General features: G+C 63.8%; 23 protein-coding genes. 12 read left to right on the top strand and 11 right to left on the bottom strand.

Translation table 11 applies throughout. The features are described 5' to 3' along the window. Positions 1-2: 2 nt before the first annotated feature. From KY494_RS19770 to nagZ, 3 genes are all read left to right on the top strand, one after another. Positions 3-1,013 (top strand): M48 family metallopeptidase, encoded by a 1,011-nt coding sequence (locus KY494_RS19770; protein WP_219887942.1) that lies wholly within the window; start codon positions 3-5, stop codon positions 1,011-1,013. 103 nt (positions 1,014-1,116) lie between these two features. Continuing rightward, entirely contained in the window at positions 1,117-2,727 is a 1,611-nt protein-coding gene (locus tag KY494_RS19765; protein ID WP_100874741.1) for an FMN-binding glutamate synthase family protein, read from the top strand. Between the two features lie 181 nt (positions 2,728-2,908). Further along, positions 2,909-4,450 carry a beta-N-acetylhexosaminidase gene (gene nagZ / locus KY494_RS19760; RefSeq protein ID WP_219887941.1) on the top strand — a complete coding sequence of 514 codons (1,542 nt, stop codon included), beginning with the start codon at positions 2,909-2,911 and terminating at the stop codon, positions 4,448-4,450. A 45-nt stretch (positions 4,451-4,495) separates the two neighbouring features. On the opposite strand, the gene KY494_RS19755 is transcribed toward nagZ, so the two are convergent. Further along, complete coding sequence (locus KY494_RS19755; protein ID WP_219887940.1) at positions 4,496-5,485, bottom strand: oxidoreductase; 990 nt, start codon at positions 5,483-5,485, stop codon at positions 4,496-4,498. Between the two features lie 107 nt (positions 5,486-5,592). Here KY494_RS19755 and KY494_RS19750 point away from each other — a divergent pair, with 107 nt between their 5' ends. Next, entirely contained in the window at positions 5,593-6,513 is a 921-nt protein-coding gene (locus KY494_RS19750; RefSeq protein WP_219887939.1) for an AraC family transcriptional regulator, read from the top strand. A 35-nt stretch (positions 6,514-6,548) separates the two neighbouring features. On the opposite strand, the gene KY494_RS19745 is transcribed toward KY494_RS19750, so the two are convergent. The 4 genes from KY494_RS19745 to KY494_RS19730 all read right to left on the bottom strand — a co-directional run bounded on the left by KY494_RS19745 (position 6,549) and on the right by KY494_RS19730 (position 9,254). Next, the gene (locus tag KY494_RS19745; RefSeq protein WP_219132446.1) at positions 6,549-6,710 is read right to left on the bottom strand and encodes a hypothetical protein; all 162 of its coding nucleotides are present in this window, start codon (positions 6,708-6,710) and stop codon (positions 6,549-6,551) included. A 64-nt stretch (positions 6,711-6,774) separates the two neighbouring features. Then, positions 6,775-7,056: a hypothetical protein gene (locus KY494_RS19740; RefSeq protein WP_070220612.1), complete on the bottom strand. Its 282-nt coding sequence runs from the start codon at positions 7,054-7,056 to the stop codon at positions 6,775-6,777. A gap of 9 nt (positions 7,057-7,065) precedes the next feature. Then, complete coding sequence (locus KY494_RS19735; protein WP_219887938.1) at positions 7,066-8,967, bottom strand: ferrous iron transporter B; 1,902 nt, start codon at positions 8,965-8,967, stop codon at positions 7,066-7,068. Between the two features lie 2 nt (positions 8,968-8,969). Beyond that, positions 8,970-9,254, bottom strand: coding sequence for a FeoA family protein (locus KY494_RS19730; RefSeq protein ID WP_071075209.1), 285 nt, complete (start codon positions 9,252-9,254; stop codon positions 8,970-8,972). A gap of 413 nt (positions 9,255-9,667) precedes the next feature. Between KY494_RS19730 and KY494_RS19725 the strand changes: the two genes are divergently transcribed. Further along, positions 9,668-9,883 carry a bacterioferritin-associated ferredoxin gene (locus KY494_RS19725; protein ID WP_071075208.1) on the top strand — a complete coding sequence of 72 codons (216 nt, stop codon included), beginning with the start codon at positions 9,668-9,670 and terminating at the stop codon, positions 9,881-9,883. 17 nt (positions 9,884-9,900) lie between these two features. Beyond that, positions 9,901-10,602, top strand: coding sequence for an energy transducer TonB (locus KY494_RS19720; protein ID WP_219887937.1), 702 nt, complete (start codon positions 9,901-9,903; stop codon positions 10,600-10,602). Between the two features lie 222 nt (positions 10,603-10,824). Here KY494_RS19720 and KY494_RS19715 read toward each other — a convergent pair whose 3' ends face one another. Further along, the gene (locus tag KY494_RS19715; protein WP_096238123.1) at positions 10,825-11,505 is read right to left on the bottom strand and encodes a Fe2+-dependent dioxygenase; all 681 of its coding nucleotides are present in this window, start codon (positions 11,503-11,505) and stop codon (positions 10,825-10,827) included. A 399-nt stretch (positions 11,506-11,904) separates the two neighbouring features. Between KY494_RS19715 and bfr the strand changes: the two genes are divergently transcribed. Beyond that, a complete protein-coding gene (gene bfr / locus KY494_RS19710; protein WP_034745609.1) occupies positions 11,905-12,381 on the top strand; it encodes a bacterioferritin in 477 nt (158 codons plus the stop codon). A gap of 54 nt (positions 12,382-12,435) precedes the next feature. On the opposite strand, the gene KY494_RS19705 is transcribed toward bfr, so the two are convergent. The 5 genes from KY494_RS19705 to KY494_RS19685 all read right to left on the bottom strand — a co-directional run bounded on the left by KY494_RS19705 (position 12,436) and on the right by KY494_RS19685 (position 19,914). Next, a complete protein-coding gene (locus KY494_RS19705; protein WP_219887936.1) occupies positions 12,436-13,764 on the bottom strand; it encodes an MFS transporter in 1,329 nt (442 codons plus the stop codon). Further along, on the bottom strand, positions 13,761-15,641 hold the full coding sequence (locus KY494_RS19700) for an alpha-amylase family glycosyl hydrolase (RefSeq protein ID WP_258194339.1): 1,881 nt from the start codon (positions 15,639-15,641) through the stop codon (positions 13,761-13,763). Before KY494_RS19700 ends, KY494_RS19705 begins: the two co-directional genes overlap by 4 nt. A gap of 15 nt (positions 15,642-15,656) precedes the next feature. After that, complete coding sequence (locus KY494_RS19695; RefSeq protein ID WP_219887935.1) at positions 15,657-17,951, bottom strand: TonB-dependent siderophore receptor; 2,295 nt, start codon at positions 17,949-17,951, stop codon at positions 15,657-15,659. A gap of 312 nt (positions 17,952-18,263) precedes the next feature. Then, on the bottom strand, positions 18,264-19,292 hold the full coding sequence (locus KY494_RS19690) for a LacI family DNA-binding transcriptional regulator (protein ID WP_219887934.1): 1,029 nt from the start codon (positions 19,290-19,292) through the stop codon (positions 18,264-18,266). Between the two features lie 7 nt (positions 19,293-19,299). Beyond that, positions 19,300-19,914, bottom strand: coding sequence for a glutathione S-transferase N-terminal domain-containing protein (locus KY494_RS19685; RefSeq protein ID WP_219887933.1), 615 nt, complete (start codon positions 19,912-19,914; stop codon positions 19,300-19,302). Positions 19,915-20,191: 277 nt separating this feature from the next. Between KY494_RS19685 and purB the strand changes: the two genes are divergently transcribed. From purB to KY494_RS19660, 5 genes are all read left to right on the top strand, one after another. After that, positions 20,192-21,571 carry an adenylosuccinate lyase gene (gene purB, locus KY494_RS19680; RefSeq protein WP_219887932.1) on the top strand — a complete coding sequence of 460 codons (1,380 nt, stop codon included), beginning with the start codon at positions 20,192-20,194 and terminating at the stop codon, positions 21,569-21,571. A gap of 186 nt (positions 21,572-21,757) precedes the next feature. Continuing rightward, positions 21,758-22,282: a cytochrome b gene (locus KY494_RS19675; protein ID WP_219887931.1), complete on the top strand. Its 525-nt coding sequence runs from the start codon at positions 21,758-21,760 to the stop codon at positions 22,280-22,282. A 39-nt stretch (positions 22,283-22,321) separates the two neighbouring features. Further along, complete coding sequence (locus KY494_RS19670) at positions 22,322-22,876, top strand: YceI family protein (RefSeq protein WP_219887930.1); 555 nt, start codon at positions 22,322-22,324, stop codon at positions 22,874-22,876. Between the two features lie 139 nt (positions 22,877-23,015). Beyond that, on the top strand, positions 23,016-23,591 hold the full coding sequence (locus KY494_RS19665; RefSeq protein WP_219132437.1) for a YceI family protein: 576 nt from the start codon (positions 23,016-23,018) through the stop codon (positions 23,589-23,591). A 166-nt stretch (positions 23,592-23,757) separates the two neighbouring features. Further along, positions 23,758-24,027 (top strand): GlsB/YeaQ/YmgE family stress response membrane protein, encoded by a 270-nt coding sequence (locus tag KY494_RS19660; protein WP_071075198.1) that lies wholly within the window; start codon positions 23,758-23,760, stop codon positions 24,025-24,027. The last annotated feature ends 232 nt before the right edge of the window (positions 24,028-24,259 follow it).

The following is a 24,259-nucleotide window of genomic DNA, read 5'->3' as shown; positions in this document are numbered from 1 at the left end:
CAATGAACGCCAACACGCAAGAAAGCCACGCTCCCCTGGCTGGTCGCTACTTCGACGGCCACAGTTCGCGCCTGTACCACGTGACGCTGTCCGTACGCGATGGCGTGGCCATGCTGGCCGGCGATATCGAGCGCAGCTGCCCGCTGGGCGAGCTGCACGTGTCCGAACGCAGCAGCCACGCCGTGCGCAAGGTCAGCTTTCCCGACGGTGCCTACCTGGAGATCGCCGACCAGGCGGCCTTCAACAACGTGCTACATGACACGGGCCACCGCGATGGCTGGGTGGTGCGGCTGCAGCAAAGCTGGCGCGGCGCCCTGCTGGCGACGGTGGCCACCGTGCTGGCCCTGTGGCTCAGCTATCAGTACCTGCTGCCCTTGGTGGCGAAGGGGCTCGCGTATGCGATTCCCCAGTCCGTCGAGCGGCAACTGGGCCAGGGCGTGCTCGACTTCCTCGACGGCCACGTGTTTGAAGCGAGCAAGCTCGCTGGCACGCGCCAGCAAGCCTTGCGCAATCAGTTCGCGCGCCTGGCCACGCCCGGCGACAGCACGCTCGAGCACCGCATCGTTTTCCGCAAGAGCAAGATCGGTCCGAACGCGTTTGCCCTGCCGTCGGGCGACATCGTGCTGACCGATGAAATGGTGGAACTGATGCCGGACGACGACGCCATCATGGGCGTGCTGGCGCATGAACTGGGCCACCTGCAGCAGCGCCACCTGACGCGGCGCATCATCCAGACCTCGGCCGTCGGTGCCGGCGCGGCGCTGCTGTTCGGCGACGTGTCGACCGTGGTGGCCACCGTGCCACCGCTGTTGCTGGACTTGAAGTATTCGCGCGATGTCGAACGCGACGCGGACGACTATGCGATCGCCATGCTGCGCCAGAACGGCATCGCGCTGGAACACCTGGCGCAAGTGTTTGTCGCCCTGGGCAAGCTGGACCAAGGCACGCCGTACTTGTCGAGCCATCCGGCCAGCACTGAACGCATCGCACGCATCAGAGCGGCACAGCGCTAAGCACCTCACGCGGCGCCGCTGGGCGCCGCGTTCTTTCCGTCCAGCACGTTCCGTGAATCGAAGGTAGACTCGGCAGTATCAGTCTGACTTCCCCGGAGTGCCCATGCACCTAGTACCATTTCGCTACCTGACCTTCATTGCGACGGCAGCCATCTTTGTCCTGTCCCTGTTTTATTACGATCATTACTGGCTGCCCGTGCTGGCCGGTGCGCTGACCCTGGTCGGCATCAGCGACCTGCTGCAGACCAAGCGCGCCCTGCGCCGCAACTATCCCATCCTCGCGCATTTCCGCTTCTTTTTTGAGAGCATCCGCCCCGAAATCCGCCAGTATTTCCTGGAAAGCGACAGCGAGGCGACGCCGTTTTCACGCAGCCAGCGCAGCATCGTCTACCAGCGCGCCAAGGAACAGACGGACAAGCGCCCGTTCGGCACCCAACTCGACGTGTATGCAGCGGGCTATGAATGGATCAACCATTCCATCGCCCCCGCCAAGGTCACGGGCCACGATTTCCGCATCGAGATCGGCAACCATCCGGACTGCCCCCGCACAAAGCCGTATTCGGCCAGCGTCTTCAATATCTCGGCGATGAGCTTTGGCGCCCTGTCGGCCAACGCCATCCTGGCCCTGAACGGCGGCGCGCGCAGCGGCGGCTTCATGCACGACACGGGCGAAGGAAGCATCAGCCCCTACCACCGCGAAAACGGCGGCGACCTGGTATGGGAAATCGGCTCCGGCTACTTCGGCTGCCGCAATCAGGACGGCACGTTTTCAGAGGAGCGCTTCATCGCCAACGCCAGCTCCGAGCAGGTGAAAATGATCGAGCTGAAAATGTCGCAGGGCGCCAAGCCGGGCCACGGCGGCGTGCTGCCCGGCCCGAAAGTGACGATCGAAATCGCCACCACGCGCGGCGTGATGGTGGGCGAGGATTGCGTCTCGCCGGCGGCGCACAGCGCCTTTTCCACGCCGCTGGAAATGCTGCATTTTATCGACCGTCTGCGCACGCTCTCCGGCGGCAAGCCGACGGGCTTCAAGCTGGCCATCGGCCATCCGTGGGAGTTTTTCGCCATCGTGAAAGCCATGCTGGAAACGGGCATCACGCCCGACTTCATCGTCGTTGACGGCAGCGAAGGGGGCACGGGCGCGGCGCCCCTGGAATTCACGGACCATGTGGGCACGCCGCTGCAGGAAGCGCTGGTGCTGGTGCATAACACCCTGGTGGGCGCCAACCTGCGCGCGAAGATCAAGATCGGCTGCTCGGGCAAGATCATCACGGCCTTCGACATCGCCCGCCTGCTGGCGCTGGGCGCCGACTGGTGCAATTCGGCGCGCGGCTTCATGTTCGCGCTGGGCTGCATCCAGTCGCAAAGCTGCCACACGGACCGCTGCCCCACGGGCGTGGCCACGCAAGACCCGCAGCGCCAGCGCGCGCTGGTGGTGTCCGACAAGATCGCCCGCGTGGCGCACTTCCACCAGAACACCATGAAGGCGCTGGCCGAACTGATCGCCGCCGCCGGCCTGGCGCACCCGCAGGAACTGCGCCCGCACCACCTGGTGCGGCGCATCTCGCCGAACCAGGTGAAACTGGCCTCGGCCCTGCTGCCCTTCCTGGAAGCGGGACAATTGCTCGACCCGAGCCAGCTGCCGCAGCTGCCGCCCGTGTTCGGCCTGTACTGGCCCAAGGCGCAATCGGCCTCGTTCCAGCGCCTCGATTGATGCGGCGTTTGCGCAAGTGGAGCAATACCACTTAATAACCACTTGCGCAAATATCCAAATCCAATACAATACCAAAACAAGTACAAAACCAGGGCAGCTTTTCCGGTGAGCGCCACGATGCGCCGCCACGGTGCCAGAATACGTATGCCGTCGTCACAATAAATACCGGAGGAGTTGCAGCATGGAGCAGGGTTTGCGCGAAAAAGTAGGACAGTTGTTCATGGTGGGCTTCGACGCCCTGCAGGCGGACGAGCATATCAAGACCTTGATACGCGAAAAGAAGGTGGGCGGCGTGATCCTGTTCCGCCGCAATGTACACACGCCTGCGCAAGTGTCGGCCCTGTGCCGCGAACTGCAGGAAATCAACGCGGAAGTGTCGGACATCCCGCTCTTGATCTCCATCGACCAGGAAGGCGGCATGGTGATGCGCATCGAGCAGGGCGTCACGCCGATTCCGGCGGCGATGGCTTTCCAGGCGGCCGGCTCGGTGGAAGATTGCGAACGCATGAACCAGATCAGCGGCGATGAAATGCGCCAGCTGGGCATCAACCTGCTGCTCGCGCCCGTGCTGGATGTGAACAACAACCGCAACAACCCCGTCATCGGCGTGCGCGCGTATGGAGAGGATGCCGCCACCGTCATAGCCTACGGCATGGCCGCCATGCGCGGCCAGCGCGCCAGCGGCATGGCCGTGACCGCCAAGCACTTCCCCGGCCACGGCGACACGGCCATCGACACGCACTACGCCATGGCCCTGGTCCCGCACGACAAGGAACGCCTGCGCGCCGTGGAACTGGCGCCCTTCCGCGCGGCCATCGCCGGTGGCGTGGACGCCATCATGACGGCGCACGTGGTCTTCCCCGCCTTCGAAGCCGACACCAGCGTGCCGGCCACCCTGTCCAAAGGCGTGCTGACGGACCTGCTGCGAGGTGAAATGCAATACCAGGGCGTCGTCATTACCGACTGCCTGGAAATGGCGGCCATCGCCGACGGCATCGGCATCGCCCAGGGCGCCATCGCCACCCTGCAGGCAGGCGCCGACATCGTCCTTATCTCGCACCGCGAAGCGCAGCAGACGGCGGCCATCGAGGCTGTCATCGCCGCCGTGGAGCGCGGTGACATTGCGATCTCGCGCATCGACGCGGCTTGCGCGCGCGTGGCGGAACTCAAGCGCAACCGCGCCGTGCGCGACTGGCGCGAACATCCCGTCGCCCCGCCATCGCTGATGCAGCCGGCCGCCATGGCCCTGTCGCAGCTGCTGCAAAAAGCGGCATTGCGCGTGCAGGGCGACTACCGCCCGCTCGACGCCAGCCTGCCCGTGACCCTGCTGACGGTGGAAGTGCGCTCGCGCAGCGAGATCGACGAAGTGGCGCTGGGCCGCAACAAGGAAGCACGCAGCTCGATGCTGCCGGCGCTGCTCGAAGCGGGCCTGGACGTGCGCGAATATGCCTTGTCGGCCGAAGCGCTGGACGAAGAGGTCAACGAGGCCATCGCCTTTGCGCAAGGCGCGCGGCAGATCGTGCTGCAAACGTATAACGCCATGTTCGTCGACGGCCAGCGCCGGCTGGTCGAGGCCCTGCCGCACGATAAACTGTGGCTGGTGGCGGGCCGTTTGCCCTACGACCTGGACCTGGCGCCCCACGCGCAAGGCCGCCTGGCCGCCTTCGGCTGCCGCCCGGCCGCGCTGGTGCCCGTGGTGGAAAAACTGGCCGGCAAGGCGTAAATCCACGCCGCCGTCATGCACATGCCGGGCACTGCCCGGCATTTTTTATGCCGCGTCGCAATCGAAGCGCACGCCCGTCATCTGCTCGCTCAGCGCCCATAGCCGGCGTGCCTGCGCGGGATCGACAGCCCAGCGCCGCACGCCCGGCCCCGTGCTGTCGTCCGCCACCAGGGTGGCGATGTCGCCATCCTCGCAATACACGCCGCCGATACCATCGAGCTGCGCGCTGGTGGCGCACCAGACGGCCGTGGCCGCGCCCTGCGCCACATTCTTGAAACCCGATTGCGGCGGCGGATTCACCTGGCCCTCGTCATCGAGCGCCCCGACCCGGCGCAAGTCGTCGAGGTCCAGATGGCGCAGCAGCGGCGTCAGGATGGCGCCCGGATGCAGCGAGTAGGCGCGCACGCCGTGCGCCGCGGCGCGCCGGTCCAGTTCCACGGCAAACAGCGCATTGGCGCTTTTCGACTGCGCATACGCGCGCCATTTGTCGTACGGCTGATGCAGGAAATGCGGGTCGTCCAGGTCGACGCCTGCCTGCCGGTGTCCCAGCGACGACACGCACACCACGCGCGCGCCCCGCGCCTGCCGCAAGGCGCGCCACAGGCGTGCCGTCAGCTGGAAATGCCCCAGGTGATTCGTCGCGAACTGCGCCTCGTAGCCACGCGCATCGCGCAGCAAGGGCGTGGCCATGATGCCGGCGCCGTTGACCAGCACGTGCAGGGCGCGGCCGGAGGCAAGAAAGGCGGCGGCAAAGGCATCGATCGATTGCGGATCGAGCAGGTCGAGCGCGGCGACCTCCACGCCGGCCATGCCATCCAGGGCCGCTTGCGCCTGATGCGGGTGGCGCGCCGGCACCAGTACACGGGCGCCGGCGCCGGCCAGCACGCGCACCGTTTCCAGACCCAGGCCCGATGCGCCGCCCGTGACGATGGCCTGCATGCCGGACAGGTCGCGCCCGGCCAGCGCCTCGGTGGCCGTGGTGCGCGCGTCAAAACCGGAATGCAAGGGAGTTTGAAGGGTAGTGGTATATGTCATGGCTGCCTGGGCGTGATCGATAAAAACCCATTGTGCGCGCCGTGGCCTGGACTGTGAATGGCGTAAAATCTTTAATACTATCGCTATCGTCCAGAATTGAACCCACCATGGATTTGCTCTCCGATGTACTCTCGCTGCTCGATACGCGCAGTTCCTACTTTGCCGGCCTGAAGGCGGGCGGCGAGTGGGCCATCGACTTTCCGCCGCCGGACGGCATCAAGTTCAACGCCGTGATCGAAGGCGGCTGCTGGCTGACGGTCGCCGGCATCGACGCTCCCGTGCAACTGCAGACGGGCGACTGCTTCCTGCTGGCGCCGGGGCGCGCGTTTACCCTGGCCAGCACACCCGGCTTGCCGGCCGCGCCGGCGCTGGACGTGTACCGGCATGCGCGGCACGGCGTGGCCCGCCACGGCGCGCCGCAGCACGATTTTTTTCTCATCGGCGGACGCTTCAGCTTTGGCGACGAAGCGGCCATCCTGCTCGACTGCCTGCCGCCGCTGCTGCACGTGCGCGGCGATACGGACCAGGCCAGCGTGCTGCACTGGGCCTTGCAACGGCTGGCGCAGGAACTGCAGGCGACGGCGCCCGGCGCGGCGCTGATGACGCGCCACCTGGGCCACATGATGCTGCTGCAGATGCTGCGCCAGTATCTGGCAGCGCAGGCCTCGCACCCGGCAGGCTGGCTGTTCGCGCTGGCCGATCCCCGGCTGCGCGCGGCCATCGAGGCGATGCATGCGCAGCCGGCGCAGCGCTGGACCTTGGCACAGCTGGCCGCCGTCGCGGGCCAGTCGCGCTCCGCCTTTGCCGTGCATTTCAAGACCAGGGTGGGCGTGACGCCGCTCGACTACCTGCTGCGCTGGCGCATGCGCCTGGCGACGCGGCGCCTGAAGGACAGCGGCGCGCCCATCGCCTCGATCGCGCTGGCGCTGGGTTACGATTCGGACAGCGCCTTCAGCCACGCCTTCAAGCGCGTCATGGACTGCTCGCCGCGCCAGTACCGGCTGCGCCACGCGGGCGTGCAGGCGTAAAAAAACCCGCATCTGCGGGTTTTAACAATACAGGGTCAGCGCGCCGCGACGGGTGGCAGGGCGGCCACCGCCAGCAAGGCGAACGGCCCGAGGAACAGGCCGATACCGAACCAGACGCCGCCATTGCGCCCACGCCGGCTGGCCAGCAGCCAGGTGGCGATCGCAAACAAAAACATGAAGATCAACAGTATCGCCATTGCCACTCCTTGCCATGCGGAAAGCCCAGTGTAGCCCACGGGCGCGCCTGTGGCTAGACGTACATCAATCCTGGCGCTGTACCTGCATCAGGATCACGCGCTTGCTGCTGCCGTCGGCCGGTGGCGTGGCCGACGGTGGCGGCGGACTGTCGCAGGAACCGCAGGAACCGCAGCCGCTGCCGCAACCGGGCGCCACCTTGAAGAAGGTCGACATCTTCGCCTCATCGAGGCCGCAGCGCACCAGGCCGCGCACGATGGCGCGGCGCACGCCCGCCGGCAGGTACTTGGTCGAAAAATGCAGCAGCGCGGCTGCGACGATCAGGGCGACGATGAGGGTTTGCCACATGGTTTTCTCCTAAGCGCCCAGCATCAGGGCGACGCGATATGTGATGAACGAGGCGGCATACGCCAGCGCAAACATGTAGCCGGCCATCAGCAGCGGATAGCGCCAGCCGCCCGTCTCGCGCTTCACCACGGAGAGCGTCGACAGGCACTGCGGCGCGAACACATACCAGGCCAGCAAGGACAGCGCGGTGGCCATCGACCATGAATGGGCGATCAACGGCTCCAGCGTGGTGGCCAGCGCATCGCCCGTTTGCGACAGCGCATACACGGTGCCCAGGGCGCCGACGGCCACTTCGCGGGCCGCCATGCCGGGCACCAGCGCGATGCAGATCTGCCAGTTGAAACCGATGGGCGCGAAGATCACTTCCAGGCCGCGGCCCAGGATGCCGGCCAGGCTGTAATAGATAGGAGGATGGATCGCGTTGTCCGGCGCGCCGGGGAAGGTGCTGAGGAACCACAGGATGATCATCAGGCTCAGGATGATGGTGCCGACGCGCGTGAGGAAGATCTTCGCGCGCTCCCACAGGCTGACGGCCAGGTTGCGCAGGTGCGGCCAGTGGTAGGCCGGCAGTTCCAGCATCAGTGGCTGGTTGCCGCGCACGCCCATGCCACGCTTCATGACCCAGGCCACGGCCATGGCCGAGATGATGCCGGCGAAGTACAGCACGAACAGCACCAGGCCTTGCAGGCTCAGATAGCCCCATACCTGGCGCTGCGGGATGAAGGCGGCGATGATCAGCGCATACACGGGCAAACGCGCCGAGCACGTCATCAGCGGCGCGATCATGATGGTGACGAGGCGGTCGCGCGGGTTCTGGATGGTGCGCGCCGCCATCACGCCGGGGATGGCGCAGGCAAAGCTCGACAGCAGCGGGATGAAGGCACGGCCCGACAGGCCCACGCCGCCCATCAGGCGGTCCAGCAGGAAGGCCGCGCGCGGCAGGTAGCCGCAGTCTTCCAGACTCAGGATAAAGAAGAACAGGATCAGGATCTGCGGCAGGAATACCAGCACGCTGCCGACGCCGCCGATGATGCCTTCCACCAGCAAGCTTTTCAGGTGGCCATCGGGCATGTTCGCCGTCAGCAGGGCACCCAGGTGGCCCACGCCATCGGTGATCATTTCCATCGGCGTGGCGGCCCAGGCAAACACGGCCTGGAAGATCAGGAACATCAGCACGGCCAGGATGAGGGGGCCGAACACGGGGTGCAGCACCACGTCGTCGATTTTTTCCGTCAGGTTGCCCGTGTCGCTGCTGTCATTGCTGACGGCGGCCAGGATGCGGCGCACTTCGCGCTGGGTTTCTTCGACCGTGACGGCATCGATGGCCGCCAGCGGTTTCGCTTCCACGACCGGCAGGGGCAGCATGGCGTCGATGGCGTTCAACAGGGCTTTTTCGCCATCGTGCTGCACCGCGACGGTTTCCACCACGGGCATGCCCAGTTCCTGCGCCAGCCTGGCCGTATCGATCAGCATGCCGCGCTTGCGCGCCACGTCCGTCATGTTCAGCGCCAGCAGCATGGGCAAGCCCAGACGCTTGACTTCCAGCACCAGGCGCAAGTTCAGGCGCAGATTGGTGGCGTCAACGACGCAAATGATGGCGTCCGGGCGCGGGTCACCCTTGCGCAATCCCCCCACCACGTCGCGCGTGATGGCTTCATCGGGCGTGGTGGCCGACAGGCTGTAGGCGCCCGGCAGATCGAGCAGGCGCACGGGCTTGCCGGCGGGCGAAGTGAAATGGCCTTCCTTGCGCTCGATGGTCACGCCGGCGTAGTTCGCCACTTTCTGGCGCGCGCCCGTCAAACGGTTGAACAGGGCGGTCTTGCCGCAGTTCGGATTGCCCAGCAAGGCGATTTGTGGCTGGTGCGGCGGCTTGTGCGCGCCCGCTTCCACGATAGTTTCTACGGCACCCATGGTTATTCCGGTTGAAGCAGCGGTTGAATCGTGATCAGCGCCGCTTCGAAGCGGCGCAGTGCGAACGTGGCATTGCCGACCTTGATGGCCAGGGGGTCGCCGCCGGGAATACCGCGCTTGAGCATGCGGATATGTTCGCCAGGAACGAATCCCAGCTCCATCAAGCGGCGGGCGAGGTCAACGCCATCTTCCGTCTGTCCTGCCGTGTGGGGCGTGATATGCAACACCGTGCCGCTCTGGCCGACTGCCAGCGCGTCGAGCGTCATCAAGGGTGGAACTAGAGTCATGAGCAAATTCCGTTCAAATTAAGAACACCGGGACAAACTGCTGCGCGCGGCGCATCGCGTTTGACTTGGGTGTTGTGAGGTAAAACGCAACTGTTGCGCATTACCGACAAGCGGCCTTTCAAACTGTCCGGACGGCGACCGTCCGAGACAATACCAGCATTATAAACATGAATGCGAATTGTTTTTATTTGGCCCGGAGAGTGGCCCCTGTCAAGGGCTACGCCATGCGCACGCAGGCCATATCCACGCGCCGCGCCAAGCCGCCAGGCGCCGCACACTTGATCAAAATCGCTTGCATTGTCCTCCGCTTTGCGCGACAATGAAACGTAATGATAATGATTCTCATTAAAACACTAGCAACAATGCTTCCCAGCACTAGTGCATTTTTCATCCTCCAGCCAGAAGGTGTATCAATGATTGTATGTGTCTGCAACAACATATCTGATCGTGAAATCCGTCAAGCCGTCGATCTTGGCCTGTCCAGCATGGCCGAACTGCGCCGCGACCTGGGCGTAGCCACCTGCTGCGGCAAATGCCATACCTGCGCGCGGGAAGTGCTGAACGATCACCTGAGCGCCACCGTAGTGCTGCAAGAAACCGTATTGATGCGAGCTGTACTGACAAACTAAAGAAAGCGATGAATGCCATGACGATGATGCCCCCGCCCGTAACGGTGCAGGCCGTGCAACAATTTGCCGACTTCGACAAGAAGCGCAACAAGTTCGCGCCGCTGATGGCCATCGTCGTCCTGCATATTGTCGGCTTTTACGCCATCCAGAGCGGCCTGCTGAGCCGCGTCGTCACGGCGGCCATGCCGACCATCACCACCATCAGCATCATCGCCCCGCCGGCGCCGCCCAAGCCGCCGGCACCGTCGGTGCCAAAAACCGTGGAATTGAGCGCTCCCGTGCCGCGCGCCGTCATCCCGCCGCTGCCGCTGATCGCCGTGGCGCCGAGCGAACCGACGATCACGCCGCCGCAGCCGACGCGCGCCGAAGCGGCCCCCGTGGCCACCGCCGCGCCGACCGCGCCAGCGGCACCGTCGCCGACGCCACCGGCGCCGTCCACGCCGCGCACCGTCAGCAGCGTCGAATACATCAAGGCACCGCAACTGATCTACCCGAATTTGTCGCGCCGTCTGGGCGAAAGCGGCACGGTGGTGCTGCGCATCCTGATCAATGAAAAGGGCTTGCCGGAGCAAATCCTGATCCATAAATCGACCGGCTACGGCAACCTCGATGAAGCGGGCCGCCAGGCCGCGCAGCGCGCGCTGTTCAAGCCGATGATCGAAAACGGCAAACCCGTCCCGGTCTATGTGCTTGTCCCCCTGACCTTCCAGCTGAGCTAGCCTTCCGGCGGCCACGGCGCCGCTGCCAGCCCGCAAGCACCGCACCCCGTGCCCTGCTTGCTTTTTTGCGCCCTGTTTTCTGTACCAGTCAAGCAACTGCTTGTTTCAGTCTGCCAGCCACCATCCCCGGGCCAGGCAGACTTTTTTTTGCCGGTGCTTCACGCAGTATCGTAGGTCGGATTAGCGCGGCCAAAGGCCACGCGTAATCCGACACCGCCACGATCACATCTCCGCCCACATCCGCAGCAAATTATGATAATGCCCCGTCAAGCCCACCGTCGCGGGCGAATCGCCATGCTCTGCGCGCACGCTCTGGATGTTCTGATCGAGCTCGAACAGCATGCTGCGTTTCCAGTCCTCGCGCACCATGCTTTGCGTCCACAAGAAGGAACAGATGCGCTCGCCGCTGGTGACGGGCAGCACCTGATGCACGCTGCTCGACGGATACACGATCACGTCGCCGGCCGGCAGTTTTACCTCATGCGTGCCGTAGGAATCGACCACCACCAGCTCGCCGCCTTCGTACTCGTCCGGCTCGCTCAGGAACACGGTCGAGGAGACGTCGGCGCGCATCGACTGCAGGCCGTTTTTCGGCGTGCGGATGGCGCCGTCGATATGCAGGCCATAGTGCTCGCCGCCCGCATAGCTGTTGAAGAACGGCGGCAGGATGCGCAGCGGCAGCACGGCGGCGAAGAACAGCGGATTGGCCATCAGCGCGCGGCTGACGATCTCGCCCAGCTCCAGCGCCAGCGGCGAACCTTCGGCCAGCTGGCGGTTGCGCTTGACCTGCGCCCCTTGCGCCCCGACGCTGGCACGCCCGTCGACCCAGTCCGTCTGCGCCAGGCGCTGGCGAAACTGCGTCACCTGTTCCGGCGTCAGCACGCCGGGTATATGCAGCATCATCTTGCTATCCCTTTTCAGTAAAAATCGCTGCCTGATTATCGCATCGCCGGCAGCGGTCAAGAAGACACAAAAGCAAGAACGGAGCAACATTTCCCGCCTTTTCAGCGCAGCCAAATAGCAGCGGGAACGCGAATGAGAATGGCCTTCATTTTCCTTGACAAATAAAAAACGGAAAAATGGGGCAATCCATTTGAGAATGGGTTTTATTCGCACGATATTTACGTTAAAAAGACGGAAAGACACCGTTTCGCAGCAAAAAACGCCCCTATTTTGCGCTATCATGCGGGCATAGCGAGACCGGCAACCTGCACGCCACCAGGCAGCCCTGCGCCACCCGGCAGTGAGCGCCAGCAGCCTCCGGTTTCATCATCGAACGCGACACAGAACAAAGGAATTCCCATGAAGGGCGATAAAGAAGTCATCCGCATGCTCAACGCACAGCTCACCAACGAACTGTCGGCCATCAACCAGTACTTCCTGCATGCGCGCATGTACAAGCACTGGGGCCTGGAAAAGCTGGGCAAGAAGGAATACGAAGAATCCATCGGCGAAATGAAACACGCCGACAAGCTGATCGACCGCATCCTGATGCTCGACGGCCTGCCTAACCTGCAAGCGCTGCACAAGCTGCTGATCGGCGAGAACACGCCGGAAATGCTGGAATGCGACTTGAAGCTGGAGCGCGCCGCGCACGCCACCGTCAAGGAAGGCATCGCCATCAGCGAAAAAGCGGGCGACTACGTCTCGCGCGACCTGTTCCTGATGATCCTGGAAGACACGGAAGAGCATATCGACTGGCTCGAAACGCAGATCGATCTGATCGCCAAGGTCGGCATCCAGAACTACCTGCAGAGCCAGATGGCGATTGAAGAGTAATCGTTTCGCAGCATCGTAAAAAAACCGGCAGAGCCGGTTTTTTTACGTCCGTCCTCAAATCTTTGTGGCCTGCTGCGGGCGCAGCTTGACGAACAGCACCGCCACCGCCGCGCACAGCAACAGGGCGCCGGCCAGCCGGATGACGTTTTCCGGATTGCCGCCCAGCCAGCTGCGATAGTACAGGGGCAGAGTAAATATCTGGATGATCATCGGGATGACGATGAACATATTGAAGATGCCCATGTAGACGCCCGTGCGCGCGGGTGGAATGCAGCCGGCCAGCATGATGTAGGGATTGCCCATGATGCTGGCCCAGGCCAGGCCCACGCCCAGCATGGGCAGCAACAGCAGCGCCGGGCTGTGGATCAGCGGGATGCTCAGCATGCCGATACCGGCCGCGCACAGGCACAGGCTGTGCATGCGCTTGGGGCCGAAACGGCGCGTGAACGGCACCAGCGCAAAGGCGGCGATAAAGGCGACGAAATTGTAGAAGGCGCCCACTTGCCCGTTCAGCAGGCCCGCGTCGCGAAAGCCTTGCGACGCCGGGTCCGTCGTGTGGAACAGGGTCGCCGCCAGCGACAGCGCAATGTACTGCCAGTAGCAGAACATGGCGTACCACTGGAACAGGTTGACGAGGGCCAGCTGCTTCATCGTCGGCGGCATCTCGCGCAGGGCCGCGCCGATATCGGCCAGCGTGTGGCGCCAGCCCGGCGGGCGGCTGCGGATGGCCGCCAGCTCGCTGGCCGTGAGCGGGTTTTCCGGCGTCGTCTTCAGGGTCCATAGCACCGAGGCGAGCGAGAACACGGCGCCGATCAGGAAGGCGGCGATGACGATGTGCGGAATATGGCTGCCATTGACGGCATCCTTGTTCATGCCCAGCATGACCAGCAGCGATGGCGTCAGGTAGGCCAGCGTTTGCCCCAGTCCCGTAAACGCGCTTTGCGTGAGAAAACCCAGCGAGTGCTGCTTCTTGTCGAGCTTGTCGCTGACGAAGGCGCGGTACGGCTCCATCGTCACGTTGTTCGCCGCGTCGAGTATCCAAAGCAGGCTGGCGGCCATCCACAGGGTGGGACTGAACGGCATGGCCAGCAGGCCCAGGCTGCACAGGATGGCGCCGATCAGGAAGTATGGCGTGCGGCGGCCCCAGCGCGTCACCGTGCGGTCGCTCATGGCGCCGATCAGGGGCTGCACGAGCAGCCCCGTCATGGGCCCGGCCAGCCACAAATATGGCAGGCTCGCCTCGTCGGCGCCCAGGTATTTGTAGATGGGGCTCATGCTGCTTTGCTGCAGCCCGAAACTGAACTGGATGCCGAAAAAACCGACATTCATGTTGACGATCTGCCAGAACGACAGATGCGGGCGGTGCGTGCTGGCGTCGCTCATGCTGGTTCCCGTTTTTGCTCTTGCTCCCGCTCCAGCCACAGCATATGCCATGGCTGCAGGCCTACCGTGCCGGCCAGCACGCTGCCATCGAGGCTGTCGCGCCATTCGCCCGCGGGCAAGGTGAAACGCTGGCTGGCGCCACTGAAGTTGCTCAGGTTGAGAAACGCGTCGCCACGCAGCAGCGCCAGCACGGCCGGCGTGTCGGCGGGCAGTACGCGGCGCGGCGCGGCGGCGGCCAAGGCGGGCAAGCGCCTGCGCGCGTCGACCAGCTGGCGCAGCGCCAGGTACAGCCGGCCGCTGGCGCTCACGCCATCGTGGCGCCATGCCAGCAGGCTGTCGTCGAACGCGGGGCGCTGCAGCCAGCGGCTGTCCATCGCCCGGTCGGCGCGCTGCGTGTAGCTGTAATCGTTGGTCATGCCCAGTTCATCGCCCATGTACAGCACCGGCAAGGCGCCAAAGCTCAAGGCCAGGCCATGCAGCAGCAGCAGGCGGCGCAAGGCGTATTCCTGCTCCTGCACCGTGGTGGCGCTTTCCAGGCCGGCCAGCGAGGCGGCCATGCCGTTGCTGCCATGCGCCTTGTCGGCGCTGCTGCTCTGGAAGGCGGCGCCGCGCGCATAGCTGCCGGGGGCACCGGCAAAGAAGCGGGCGATGCGCGCCAGGCGCGCCGGCCCGTCCGCGCCCGCTTCATTGAGCAGCACGTTCCAGCCGATATCGTCGTGGCAGCGCACATAACTGAGCCAGCTTGCGGCCGGCGGCAGCGGCGGCGTGGCGGCGATCACCTGCTGCAGCAAGTCCGTGCTTTCCTCGGCCAGCGCGCCCCAGCCGGCGGCCATCAGGCTGCTGTGATAGGCGATATGGCATTCGGGCGCGGCATCGCTGCCAAAGTAGGCGGGCAGCTTGGGCGTGGGCACGATGGCTTCGGCCTTCAGCAGCACGCCCGGCGCGACGATGGCGGCAATCGCCCGCAAGGCTTGCAGCAGGCTGTGGGCTTCGGGCTGGTTCATGCAGTCGGTGCCTTCGCGCTTCCACAGGAAGGCCGTCGAATCGAGGCGGAACACTTCGATGCCCTTGTTGGCCAGGCCCAGCATGGCGCCGGCCATGGCCGCGAAGACGGCCGGATTGGCGTAGTTCAAGTCCCACTGATACGGATAAAACGTGGTCCAGACCCAGCGCTGGAGCTCCGGCACGAAGGTGAAATTGCCGGGCGCCGCCTGCGGGAATACCTGGCCTACCGTTTGCTCGTAGCGGTCCGGCTGCGCGCGGTCGGGATAGGTGTGGAAAAATTCGCGCAGCAGCGGATCGCCCGCCTTGGCGCCCAGCGCCCAAGCATGGTCGTCGGCCACGTGGTTGAGGATCAGGTCCGAGCACAGGCTGATGCCGGCCGCGCGCAGCTGCGCCGTCAGCGCCAGCAGGTCGGCATTGCTGCCCAGCGCGGGGTCGACCTCCTCGAAGCTGGCGACGGCAAAGCCGCCATCGCTTTCACCGGCGCGCGCACGCAAAAACGGCAGCAGGTGCAGGTACGTCACGCCCAGTTCGCGCAGGTGGCCAATGCGCGCGGCCACGCCCTGCAAATTGGCGCCGAAGCGCTGTACATACGCGCTGTAGCCCAGCATGGACTGGCTGGCAAACCAGTCCGGCTGCGCTTCGCGCTGCGCATCCTGCCGCCGCAGTTCGGGCGCGCGCGCCGCGTACAGGCGCCCCACGCTTTCCATCAGGTCGCCCAGCCAGGGCAGGAAGTCCGGCCGCTGGCCATACAGGCTGCCCAGGCGGTCGAGCAAGACCGCCTCCTGGCGCGCGTAGCGGCGCGCCGCATCGTCGCGCAAGTGCGTGGGGAGCGGCGCCAGCAGGCGCGCCAGGGGGCTGCGTATCGACATCATGAATCCTATCCTTGCTTAAAATGCGTATTTCAGGCTGACCTTGACGGCGCGCCCCGTGATCGAGCGGGCCGCATGGCCATCGCCCTCAACTTCCGTATAGCCGATCTTGTTGAGCAGATTGTTCGCCGTCAGCGCCACCTGCATTTGCGGCGTCAGCTGGTAATTGACGAAGGCATTGAGCACCTGGTAGGCGGGCAAGGTGATCGTGTGCGCATCGTCGCCCCACGACTTGCCCGTGCCGACCAGGCTGGCGCCCAGGGTGGCCGGTCCCCATTCATAGGTGGGCGCGAGCTGGTAGACGACACGCGCCTGGCGCCGCGGCGTATTGCCGATCAGCGCCACGTCGGCCGCCGCCGTGCCCGTGATCTCGGCATCCGTGAACGTCAGGCCGCCATTGATGCGGAAGTCGCCGGCGCTGTAGGCCGCTTCCAGCTCCACGCCCTTGGCTTCATAGCTGTTGGCCGTGCGCAGCTGGGTGGTCGCCTCGTAATTGCTTTCCTTGGTTTTGGCCTGGAACACGGTGACGAAGGTGCTCAGGGGACCGCGCCGCCATTTCACGCCGCCTTCGAGCTGGCGCACGGTATTGATGGCCACCGGCACGCTGCCGTCGAGCGGCGTGCCGAACAGGATACGGTCGGCATTGAAGGCCACGCCTTCGCTGACGCGGGCAAACACGGCCAGGTTGGCTTGCAGCTTGTAGTTCGCGCCCAGCGAGTACGAAGTGTGGCCCAGCGTGTAGTCGACCTGCTGCACCGTCGACGGCAGATAGGCTTGCGCGCCGGTCGCCTGATTGGCCGTGCCGCTGGCGTGCTGGCGGTCGCGCCGCAGGCCGCCGTCGAGGTTCAGCGCGCCGCTTTCCCAGGCCAGGTTCAGGTACGGTGACGTCGTGCGGTATTCCATGTCGACGGCGCGCGAGCAGCAGGCGCCGAAGGCCGGGCCGATGTAGCCCGGCGTGCCGCTGGCCGTCTGCAGCAGCGCGGGCTGGTCGCCCGTGGCCTGCATCAGGTATTCATTGAAGTTCCAGGTCAGGCCCAGCTTTTGCTGCGACAGGTACAGGCCGGCCGTGGTGGTCAGCTTGCCGCTGTCAAGCACGAAAGTCTTGGCCAGCTTGGTGTCGCTCAGGGTATTGCTGGCGTCGTCGATCGAGGTATTGAACACCACGGCGGAAAACGCGCGGCCCGTGTAGGGCTTGCCCTGATTCGGGCCGCTGGCAAACACATAGCTGCCGTCGCTGCCGTTATTCGACGGGAACACGCCCGTGAAGCGGCCCGAATTGTCGGCGTAGCGGAAGTTTTCGCTCACGCTCCAGCCCTGCCCCAGCTTGAACGACGCTTCCAGGCCCACGGTATCGCTTTTGACGTGCAAGCCGTCGTTGACGCGGGTGGCCACGCGCTGGTTATCCTTGTTCAGCACCATGTCGGGCACCCAGTACGGCGAATAGAAACTGGCCTTGCGCGGGTCGATGCCGGCGATTTCCGTGATGCGGCCATTGCGCACGCTGACCGGCACCGGCAAGGCCGTGGGCGACTGGTCGTCGAGGTGCTTGAACGACAGGCGCACGAAGCCGCTGTCGAATTCATGCGTGACATTGCCGCGAATCTGGCCGCCCTTTTCGCTGTTGACGCCACTGTGGCGGATGCCTTCGCCCGTGCGCCAGGAGCCGCCGATGAAGAAGCGCGTGCGCTCCGAAACCGGCGCGCCGTAATCGAAGTCCACGCGCGTCTGGTCGTAGCCCAGGCCGCGGCTGATGGCCACGCTGCCACCCTGCTCCTTGCCATTCTTGCTGATGAAATTGATGATGCCGCCCGGCGAATTGGTGGCCAGGGTGGAGGCCGAACCGCCGCGCACCACTTCCAGGTGGTCCAGCGTGGAATCGATTTTCACGAAGCTGTCGGGCGTGGTGAAGTTGAAGTCGCCGAACTGCAGCACCGGCAAGCCGTCCTCCTGGATCTGCACATAGCGCGCGCCGCCGGCGGAAATGGGCAAGCCGCGCACGGTGATGTTGGCATTGCCTTCACCGCCCGAGGATTCGGCCCGCAAGCCCGGCACCGAGCGCAGGACTTCGGCGGCGCTGGTCGGCGCGTTGTGCAGGATGGTGTCGAGTTCCATGCTGCTGACGGAATTGCTCGATTTCATTTTCGACGTGCCGCCGGTGCTGCCCGTGACCACGATGCGTTCCAGGTTCAGGCCATCGGCGGGGGCGGCGCTGGCGGTGTCGCCGGCCGATTGCGCCTGGGCGGCGCCCAATTGCAGCATGGCCAGGGCGACGGCTGCGGCCATGCAGCCGCGTTGAGCAGTACGTGTCTTCATCTTGTCTCCAGTGTTGTATGCCGATACATCGAGGTATCGGCTTGTTATGAGTCCTGGCCGCTGCATGCCGTGGCGCGCTGGCTGAGCCGGTACGTCATTATTCAACGAATAAGAATTTATTGCAATCGATTGCAATCTAGCGCTGCAACATGAAAATATTGTTGTTTTTAAGAGAATTTTACGGGTGAAACGGGGATAAATATGGGGAATTTGAGGCGAATACGAGGGTTTTCATGCTGCGGCACAGCATGAAAATAAACGGATAAATTTGAGTTTATTGCAATCGGTTGCAAACAAGAGACAATGCGCGCCTCAGCGGCCCGAAGCACGCACGATCAGCTCGGTTGGCAATTGCCGGGATGGCGCAGGCGCGCCGTCGACCAGCGCCAGCAGCGAGGCCACCAGCGCGCGCCCGGCGGCGCGGATCGGCTGGCGCACGGTGGTCAGCGGCGGATGGAAATACGCGGCCAGTTCGATATCGTCGTAGCCGACCACGGCCACCTGTTCCGGCACGGCCAAGCCGCGCGCGCGCAGGGCGCTGATGGCGCTCATGGCCAGCAAGTCGCTGCAGGCAAAGATGGCGTCGAACGGCAGGTGGCGGTCCAGCAGTTCCTGCACGTCCGTCGCGCCGCCCTGCGGCAGGAAGGAGCCGGCCACATACAGCTGCGGGTCGGGCGCCAGCCCCTGCGCGGCCAGCGCCTGCGCATAGCCCTGGTGGCGCTGCGCCACTTCGGGCAGCTTGGCGTCGCCAAAGAAGGCGATGCGCGTGCGCCCCGCCGCCAGCAAGTGTTCCGTCGCCAGCCTGCCGCCGGCGACGTTGTCGCCGCCGACGGTGCAATACAGCTGCTGCGGCAATTGCGCGCCCCACACGACGATGGGTACCTGGCGCGCGGCCAGCTGGTTCAGTTGTTCATGGTGGCGCCACTGGCCGATCAGGATGATGCCGATCACGCGGCCGCTATCGAAGGATTGGGCGGCCGCATCGAGCGTTTCGGCATCCACGCGCGAAATGAGCATGTCGAAGCCCTGCTCCGTCAGCGCATCGGCCAGGCTGCCCAGCATGCTGAGGAAAAAAGGATCGGACAGGTGCTGGCGCGTGGCCGCGTCATACGGCACCACCACGCCGACCGTGCGGTTCTGTTTCAGGCGCAGGTTTTGCGCGCCGATATTGATGGAATACTTGAGCGAACGGGCCAGCGCGATGACGCGTGCGCGCGTCTCTTCATTGACCAGCGAACTGCCGCTCAGCGCGCGCGACACGGTAGACGTGGACACGCCGGCCAGGCGCGCGATATCGGCCATCTGCAGGCGTTGTTGCGCCTTTGAATCGGTACCGTTCATCGTACGCTCACTGCGGCACGGTGTCCTTGAACGATGGCCGCTCGGACAGTTTGTCGAACAGGCGCGCCAGCGCGGGATGCTCGGCGCGCCAGTCGATTTCCGGGAAACGGAAGCTGAGCCAGCCCAGCGCGCAGCCCACAGCCACGTCGGCCAGGGTGTAGTTGCGGCCGGCGCAATACGCGCTCTCGCCCAGGCGCGCCTCTAGCGCGGCCAGACCCAGCGTGATTTTGTCGAGCTGGCGCGCGATCCAGGCCGCGCTTTGCTGCTCCGGCGGGCGCTGCGTGCGCTCCAGGCGCACCAGCACGCCCGCGTCGAGGATGCCGTCGGCCAGCGCTTCCCAGTTCTTGATATCGGCCCGCTCGCGGCCATTGCCGCCAGCCGGCAGCAGCTTGCACACGGGCGTGAGCGTGTCGAGGTATTCGACGATGACTTTCGAATCGATCAGCGTGCTGCCATCCTCCATCACCAGGCAGGGCACCTTGCCCAGGGGATTGGCCTGGGCGATGCGGGTTTCCGGCACCCACACGTTTTCCAGCTCGAAGACATAGTCGAGCTTTTTTTCCGCCAGCACGATACGGGCTTTGCGGACATACGGGCTGGCGAGGGAACCGATCAGTTTCATAGGTACTTTAAGGTAAGGGAGCAGCAAGCAGTATAGCATCGGCGGCAGCGGCGTTTGGCAGCATGCGCCTGGCGGTCCCCGGGGTGTGGCAGGCACGCCGCATCGGGGCCGGATTCAGCCAAAATGGGGGCCATCCGCCGCCGACGGACGGCTGGCCAGCGGCCAGCGGTGGTAAAATCGCCCTTTACTGTGGCGCCGTCAGTGTTGCTGTATTGCAATAGCCCTGCCCTCCCCGCGCGCCACACGCCAACCGTTTCTTTAACTTGCGTCCGCTCTCATGACTTCTACTACTCCGTATTCCACGCTGTCGGCCCTGTCTCCGCTCGATGGCCGCTACGCCAGCAAGACCGATCTGCTGCGCCCGATCCTGTCCGAAGCCGGTTTCATGCACCACCGCGTGAAAGTGGAAATCTCCTGGCTGCAAGCGCTGTCGCAAGCCGGTTTCGCTGAAATCAAGCCGTTCTCGGCAGAAGCGAGCGCCCGGCTCGACAAGATGGCGGCGGATTTCTCGGAAGCCGACGCGGCCCGCATCAAGGCCATCGAAGCGGTCACCAACCATGACGTCAAGGCGGTCGAGTACTGGCTGAAGGAACAAGTGGCGGATGTGCCGGAACTGGTGGCGGCGTCGGAATTCATCCATTTCGCCTGCACCTCGGAAGACATCAACAACACCTCGCACGGCATGATGCTGAAAGCCGCGCGCGATGGCGTGATGCTGCCTGCATTGAACGGCCTGGTGGCCAAGCTGACGCAGATCGCGCACGACAATGCCGACGTGCCGATGCTGTCGCGCACACACGGCCAGACGGCCAGCCCGACCACCCTGGGCAAGGAAATGGCCAACGTCGTGGCCCGCTTGCAGCGCGCCGTCAAGCGCATCGAACAAGTGGAAATCCTCGGCAAGATGAATGGCGCCGTCGGCAACTACAACGCCCACCTGTCCGCCTACCCCGGCTTCGACTGGCCGGCATTCTCGCAGGCCGTCATCGAACAGCGCCTGGGCCTGGTCTTCAACCCGTACACCATCCAGATCGAGCCGCATGACTACATGGCCGAACTGTTCGATGCCTTCGCGCGCGCCAACACGATCCTGCTGGACTTGAACCGCGACATCTGGACGTACGTGTCGCTGGGCTATTTCAAGCAAAAACTGAAAGCGGGCGAAATCGGCTCGTCGACCATGCCGCACAAGGTCAACCCGATCGACTTTGAAAATTCGGAAGGCAACCTGGGCCTGGCCAATGCCGTCCTGAAACACCTGTCGGAAAAACTGCCCGTCTCGCGCATGCAGCGCGACCTGACCGATTCGACCGTGCTGCGCAATATCGGCGTGGGCCTGGGCTACACCCTGCTGGCCTATGACAGCTGCCTGCGCGGCCTGAACAAGCTGGAAGTGAACCACGCGCGCCTGGCGCAAGACCTGGACGCCACCTGGGAAGTGCTGGCCGAGCCCGTACAAACCGTGATGCGCCGCTATGGCATCGAAAATCCGTACGAGCAACTGAAAGAATTGACGCGCGGCAAGGGCATCTCGAAAGAAGCGCTGCAGGAATTCGTCAACGGCCTGGCCATTCCGCAGGATGCCAAGGAAGTGCTGCTGACCATGACGCCGGGTAACTACATCGGTATCGCGGCGCAGCTGGCCAAGGCAATCTAAGCCACACTCTGCACCTGGATCAAGCAGATCCACTCCCGCGGGGCGGCCAGCACACAAATGCTGGCCGCCCCGCGGTTTTTCCGGCAGTCTTTCTTGTAGAATCTGCAGCACGCAGCGCAATTTGCTTTTCTTTGGTATATTAGGCCGAATTAGTCCTAATGCGTACTACTTTCAAGAAAGCCGCCGATGCAACGCTACACCACCACCGCCATCATCCTGCACTGGCTGACTGCCCTGCTGATCATCAGCGCCTTTGTCATGGGCCTGGTCATGACGGACATTCCCGGCCTGACGCCCACCAAACTCAAATATTTCTCCTGGCACAAATGGCTGGGTGTGACCGTGCTAGCCATCGCCGCCATCCGCCTGCTGTGGCGCAAGGCCAACGTGCCGCCGCCGCACCCGGCCAGCATGGTTGTCTGGCAAAAGAAGGCGGCCGATGCCATGCACGTGCTGCTGTACATCCTGATCTTCGCCGTGCCCATCTCCGGCTACCTGTACACCCTGGCCGCCGGCGTGCCGGTGGTCTATCTGGGCCTGTTCCAGCTGCCGGTCATCATGGCGCCGAACCCGGAACTTAAGCCACTTTTAAAAGAGATTCATTATGTTCTGAACATGACGATGGCCGCCGCCGTGGCCGCCCATGTGCTGGCGGCGCTGAAGCACCAGTTCATCGACCGCGATGGCGTCCTCAAGCGCATGCTGCCATAACGTCCTCCCCTTGCTCACTGAAACACAGGAAAAAACAAGATGAAAACCACCCAACGCATCGTCCTCGCTTCCCTGCTGGGCCTGTCCGTGGCCGCCACCGCCGCCACTCTGCTGAAAGTCGATCCCGCCAAGACCAGCGTGTCGGCCGTGTTCAAGCAAATGAACGTGCCCGTGGAAGCGAAGTTCAAGAAATTCAATATCGCCATCGATTACAACCCGGCCACGCCGGACGCCTCGAAGGCGTCGGTGGACATCGAGACGGCCAGCATCGATATCGGCGACCCCGAGTACAACAAGGAAGTGGCGAAGAAAGAATGGTTCAATTCGGCCCAGTTCCCGAAAGCCACCTTTGTCTCGAGCAGCATCAAGGCGGCCGGTGCGGGCAAGCTGACGGTGACGGGCAAGCTGAGCATCAAAGGCAAGACCACCGACGTGACTTTCCCCCTGACGGTGAAAGCCGACGGCGGAAAATATGCGTTTGATGGCGCCCTGCCGATCAAGCGCCTGACCTACAACATCGGCGAAGGCGAGTGGAAAGACACGAGCATGGTTGCGGATGAAGTCACCATCAAATTCCACGTCGCCGCGCAATAACACCTGAGAAAACGTCCATGACTGCGTTGCTCTTGCCTCGTCGTGCTATTCGCACTGCCTTCGGCAAGGCGCCTTGTCCTGAACGTTTTTCAGGCGTTACCAAAAACAACCCCACAACCTGTTCAACTTTAGGATCTGCATGAAATTTTCACACTTGATGATCGCCGTGCTGGCAGCCGCCGGCGCGGGTTCGGCCATGGCCGCCACCGACACCTACAACCTCGACCCGACGCACACTTTCCCCAGCTTTGAAGCCGATCACATGGGCATGTCCGTCTGGCGCGGCAAGTTCAACAAGACCAAGGGAACCGTGACCCTGGACCGCGCCGCCAAGACGGGCAGCCTGGACCTGGTCATCGATGCCGATTCGATCGATTTCGGCCTCGACGCCATGAACACGCACGCGAAAAAAGCGGACATGTTCAATGTGGAAAAATTCCCGGCTATCACCTACAAGAGCAAGTCGTTCAAGTTCAACGGCGATCAGCTGGTGGAAGTCGATGGCGAACTGACCCTGCTGGGCGTGACCAAGCCCGTCAAATTGAACGTGAGCAAATTCAAGTGCATCATGCACCCGCGCTACAAGCGTGAAGTGTGCGGCGCCGATGCAAGCGCGGAATTCAAGCGCAGCGACTTTGGCCTGAACTACGGCATGCCGGCATTCTCGCCGGAAGTCAAACTGGCCATCCAGGTGGAAGCCATCAAGGCCGATTAAACCTCATCTTGTCGCATGACAAGCCCGCCTCGCTGCCCGCAGCCAGGCGGGCTTTTGCATGCGCGACGCAAATCCGCTGGACTTTTCTATCGTGCGGCATCAGTATCACCTGGCATGATGTTTTTCTAACATGACACCCCCACTCAACCATCGCGCGGAGGACTACATGAATTTCATTATCTGGATCGTTATTGGCGGCGTCATCGGCTGGCTGGCCAGCATGGTCATGAAAACCGATGCGCAACAGGGCATCTTCCTCAATATCGTCGTCGGCATCGTGGGCGCCTTTCTGGGCGGCTGGCTGCTGGCCCCGCTGTTCGGCACGGGCACCATCAATAGCGACAATTTCAGCCTGTCTTCGCTGCTGGTCTCGTTCCTGGGCGCCGTGATCCTGCTGGGCATCGTGAATCTTTTGCGCCGCGGCAAAATACGCTAAAACAGACGAATAGCAGCACATCAGCAAGTGGCCGGGCGGCGCAAGCGCCCGGCCATTTTTCATTGCCGTCACGACACGTATGGACAAATACAACAGCCACGACACGGAAAAATGCGCGTTAGCGGCCGGTTCCAGCCCCTATGCCAATGAAAATCATGCCACTCAAGCAACTGCTTGCAAACATGCTGCCCGGAAAATGTGATTGACTAGTGCGAGTTCGATACGGATACTC

Origin of the sequence: Janthinobacterium sp. PAMC25594 (assembly GCF_019443505.1) — a bacterium.
Classification (GTDB): Bacteria; Pseudomonadota; Gammaproteobacteria; order Burkholderiales; family Burkholderiaceae_D; genus Janthinobacterium.
Note: the sequence above shows the minus strand (reverse complement) of the source record. Positions and strands in the feature narration are given on the sequence as shown.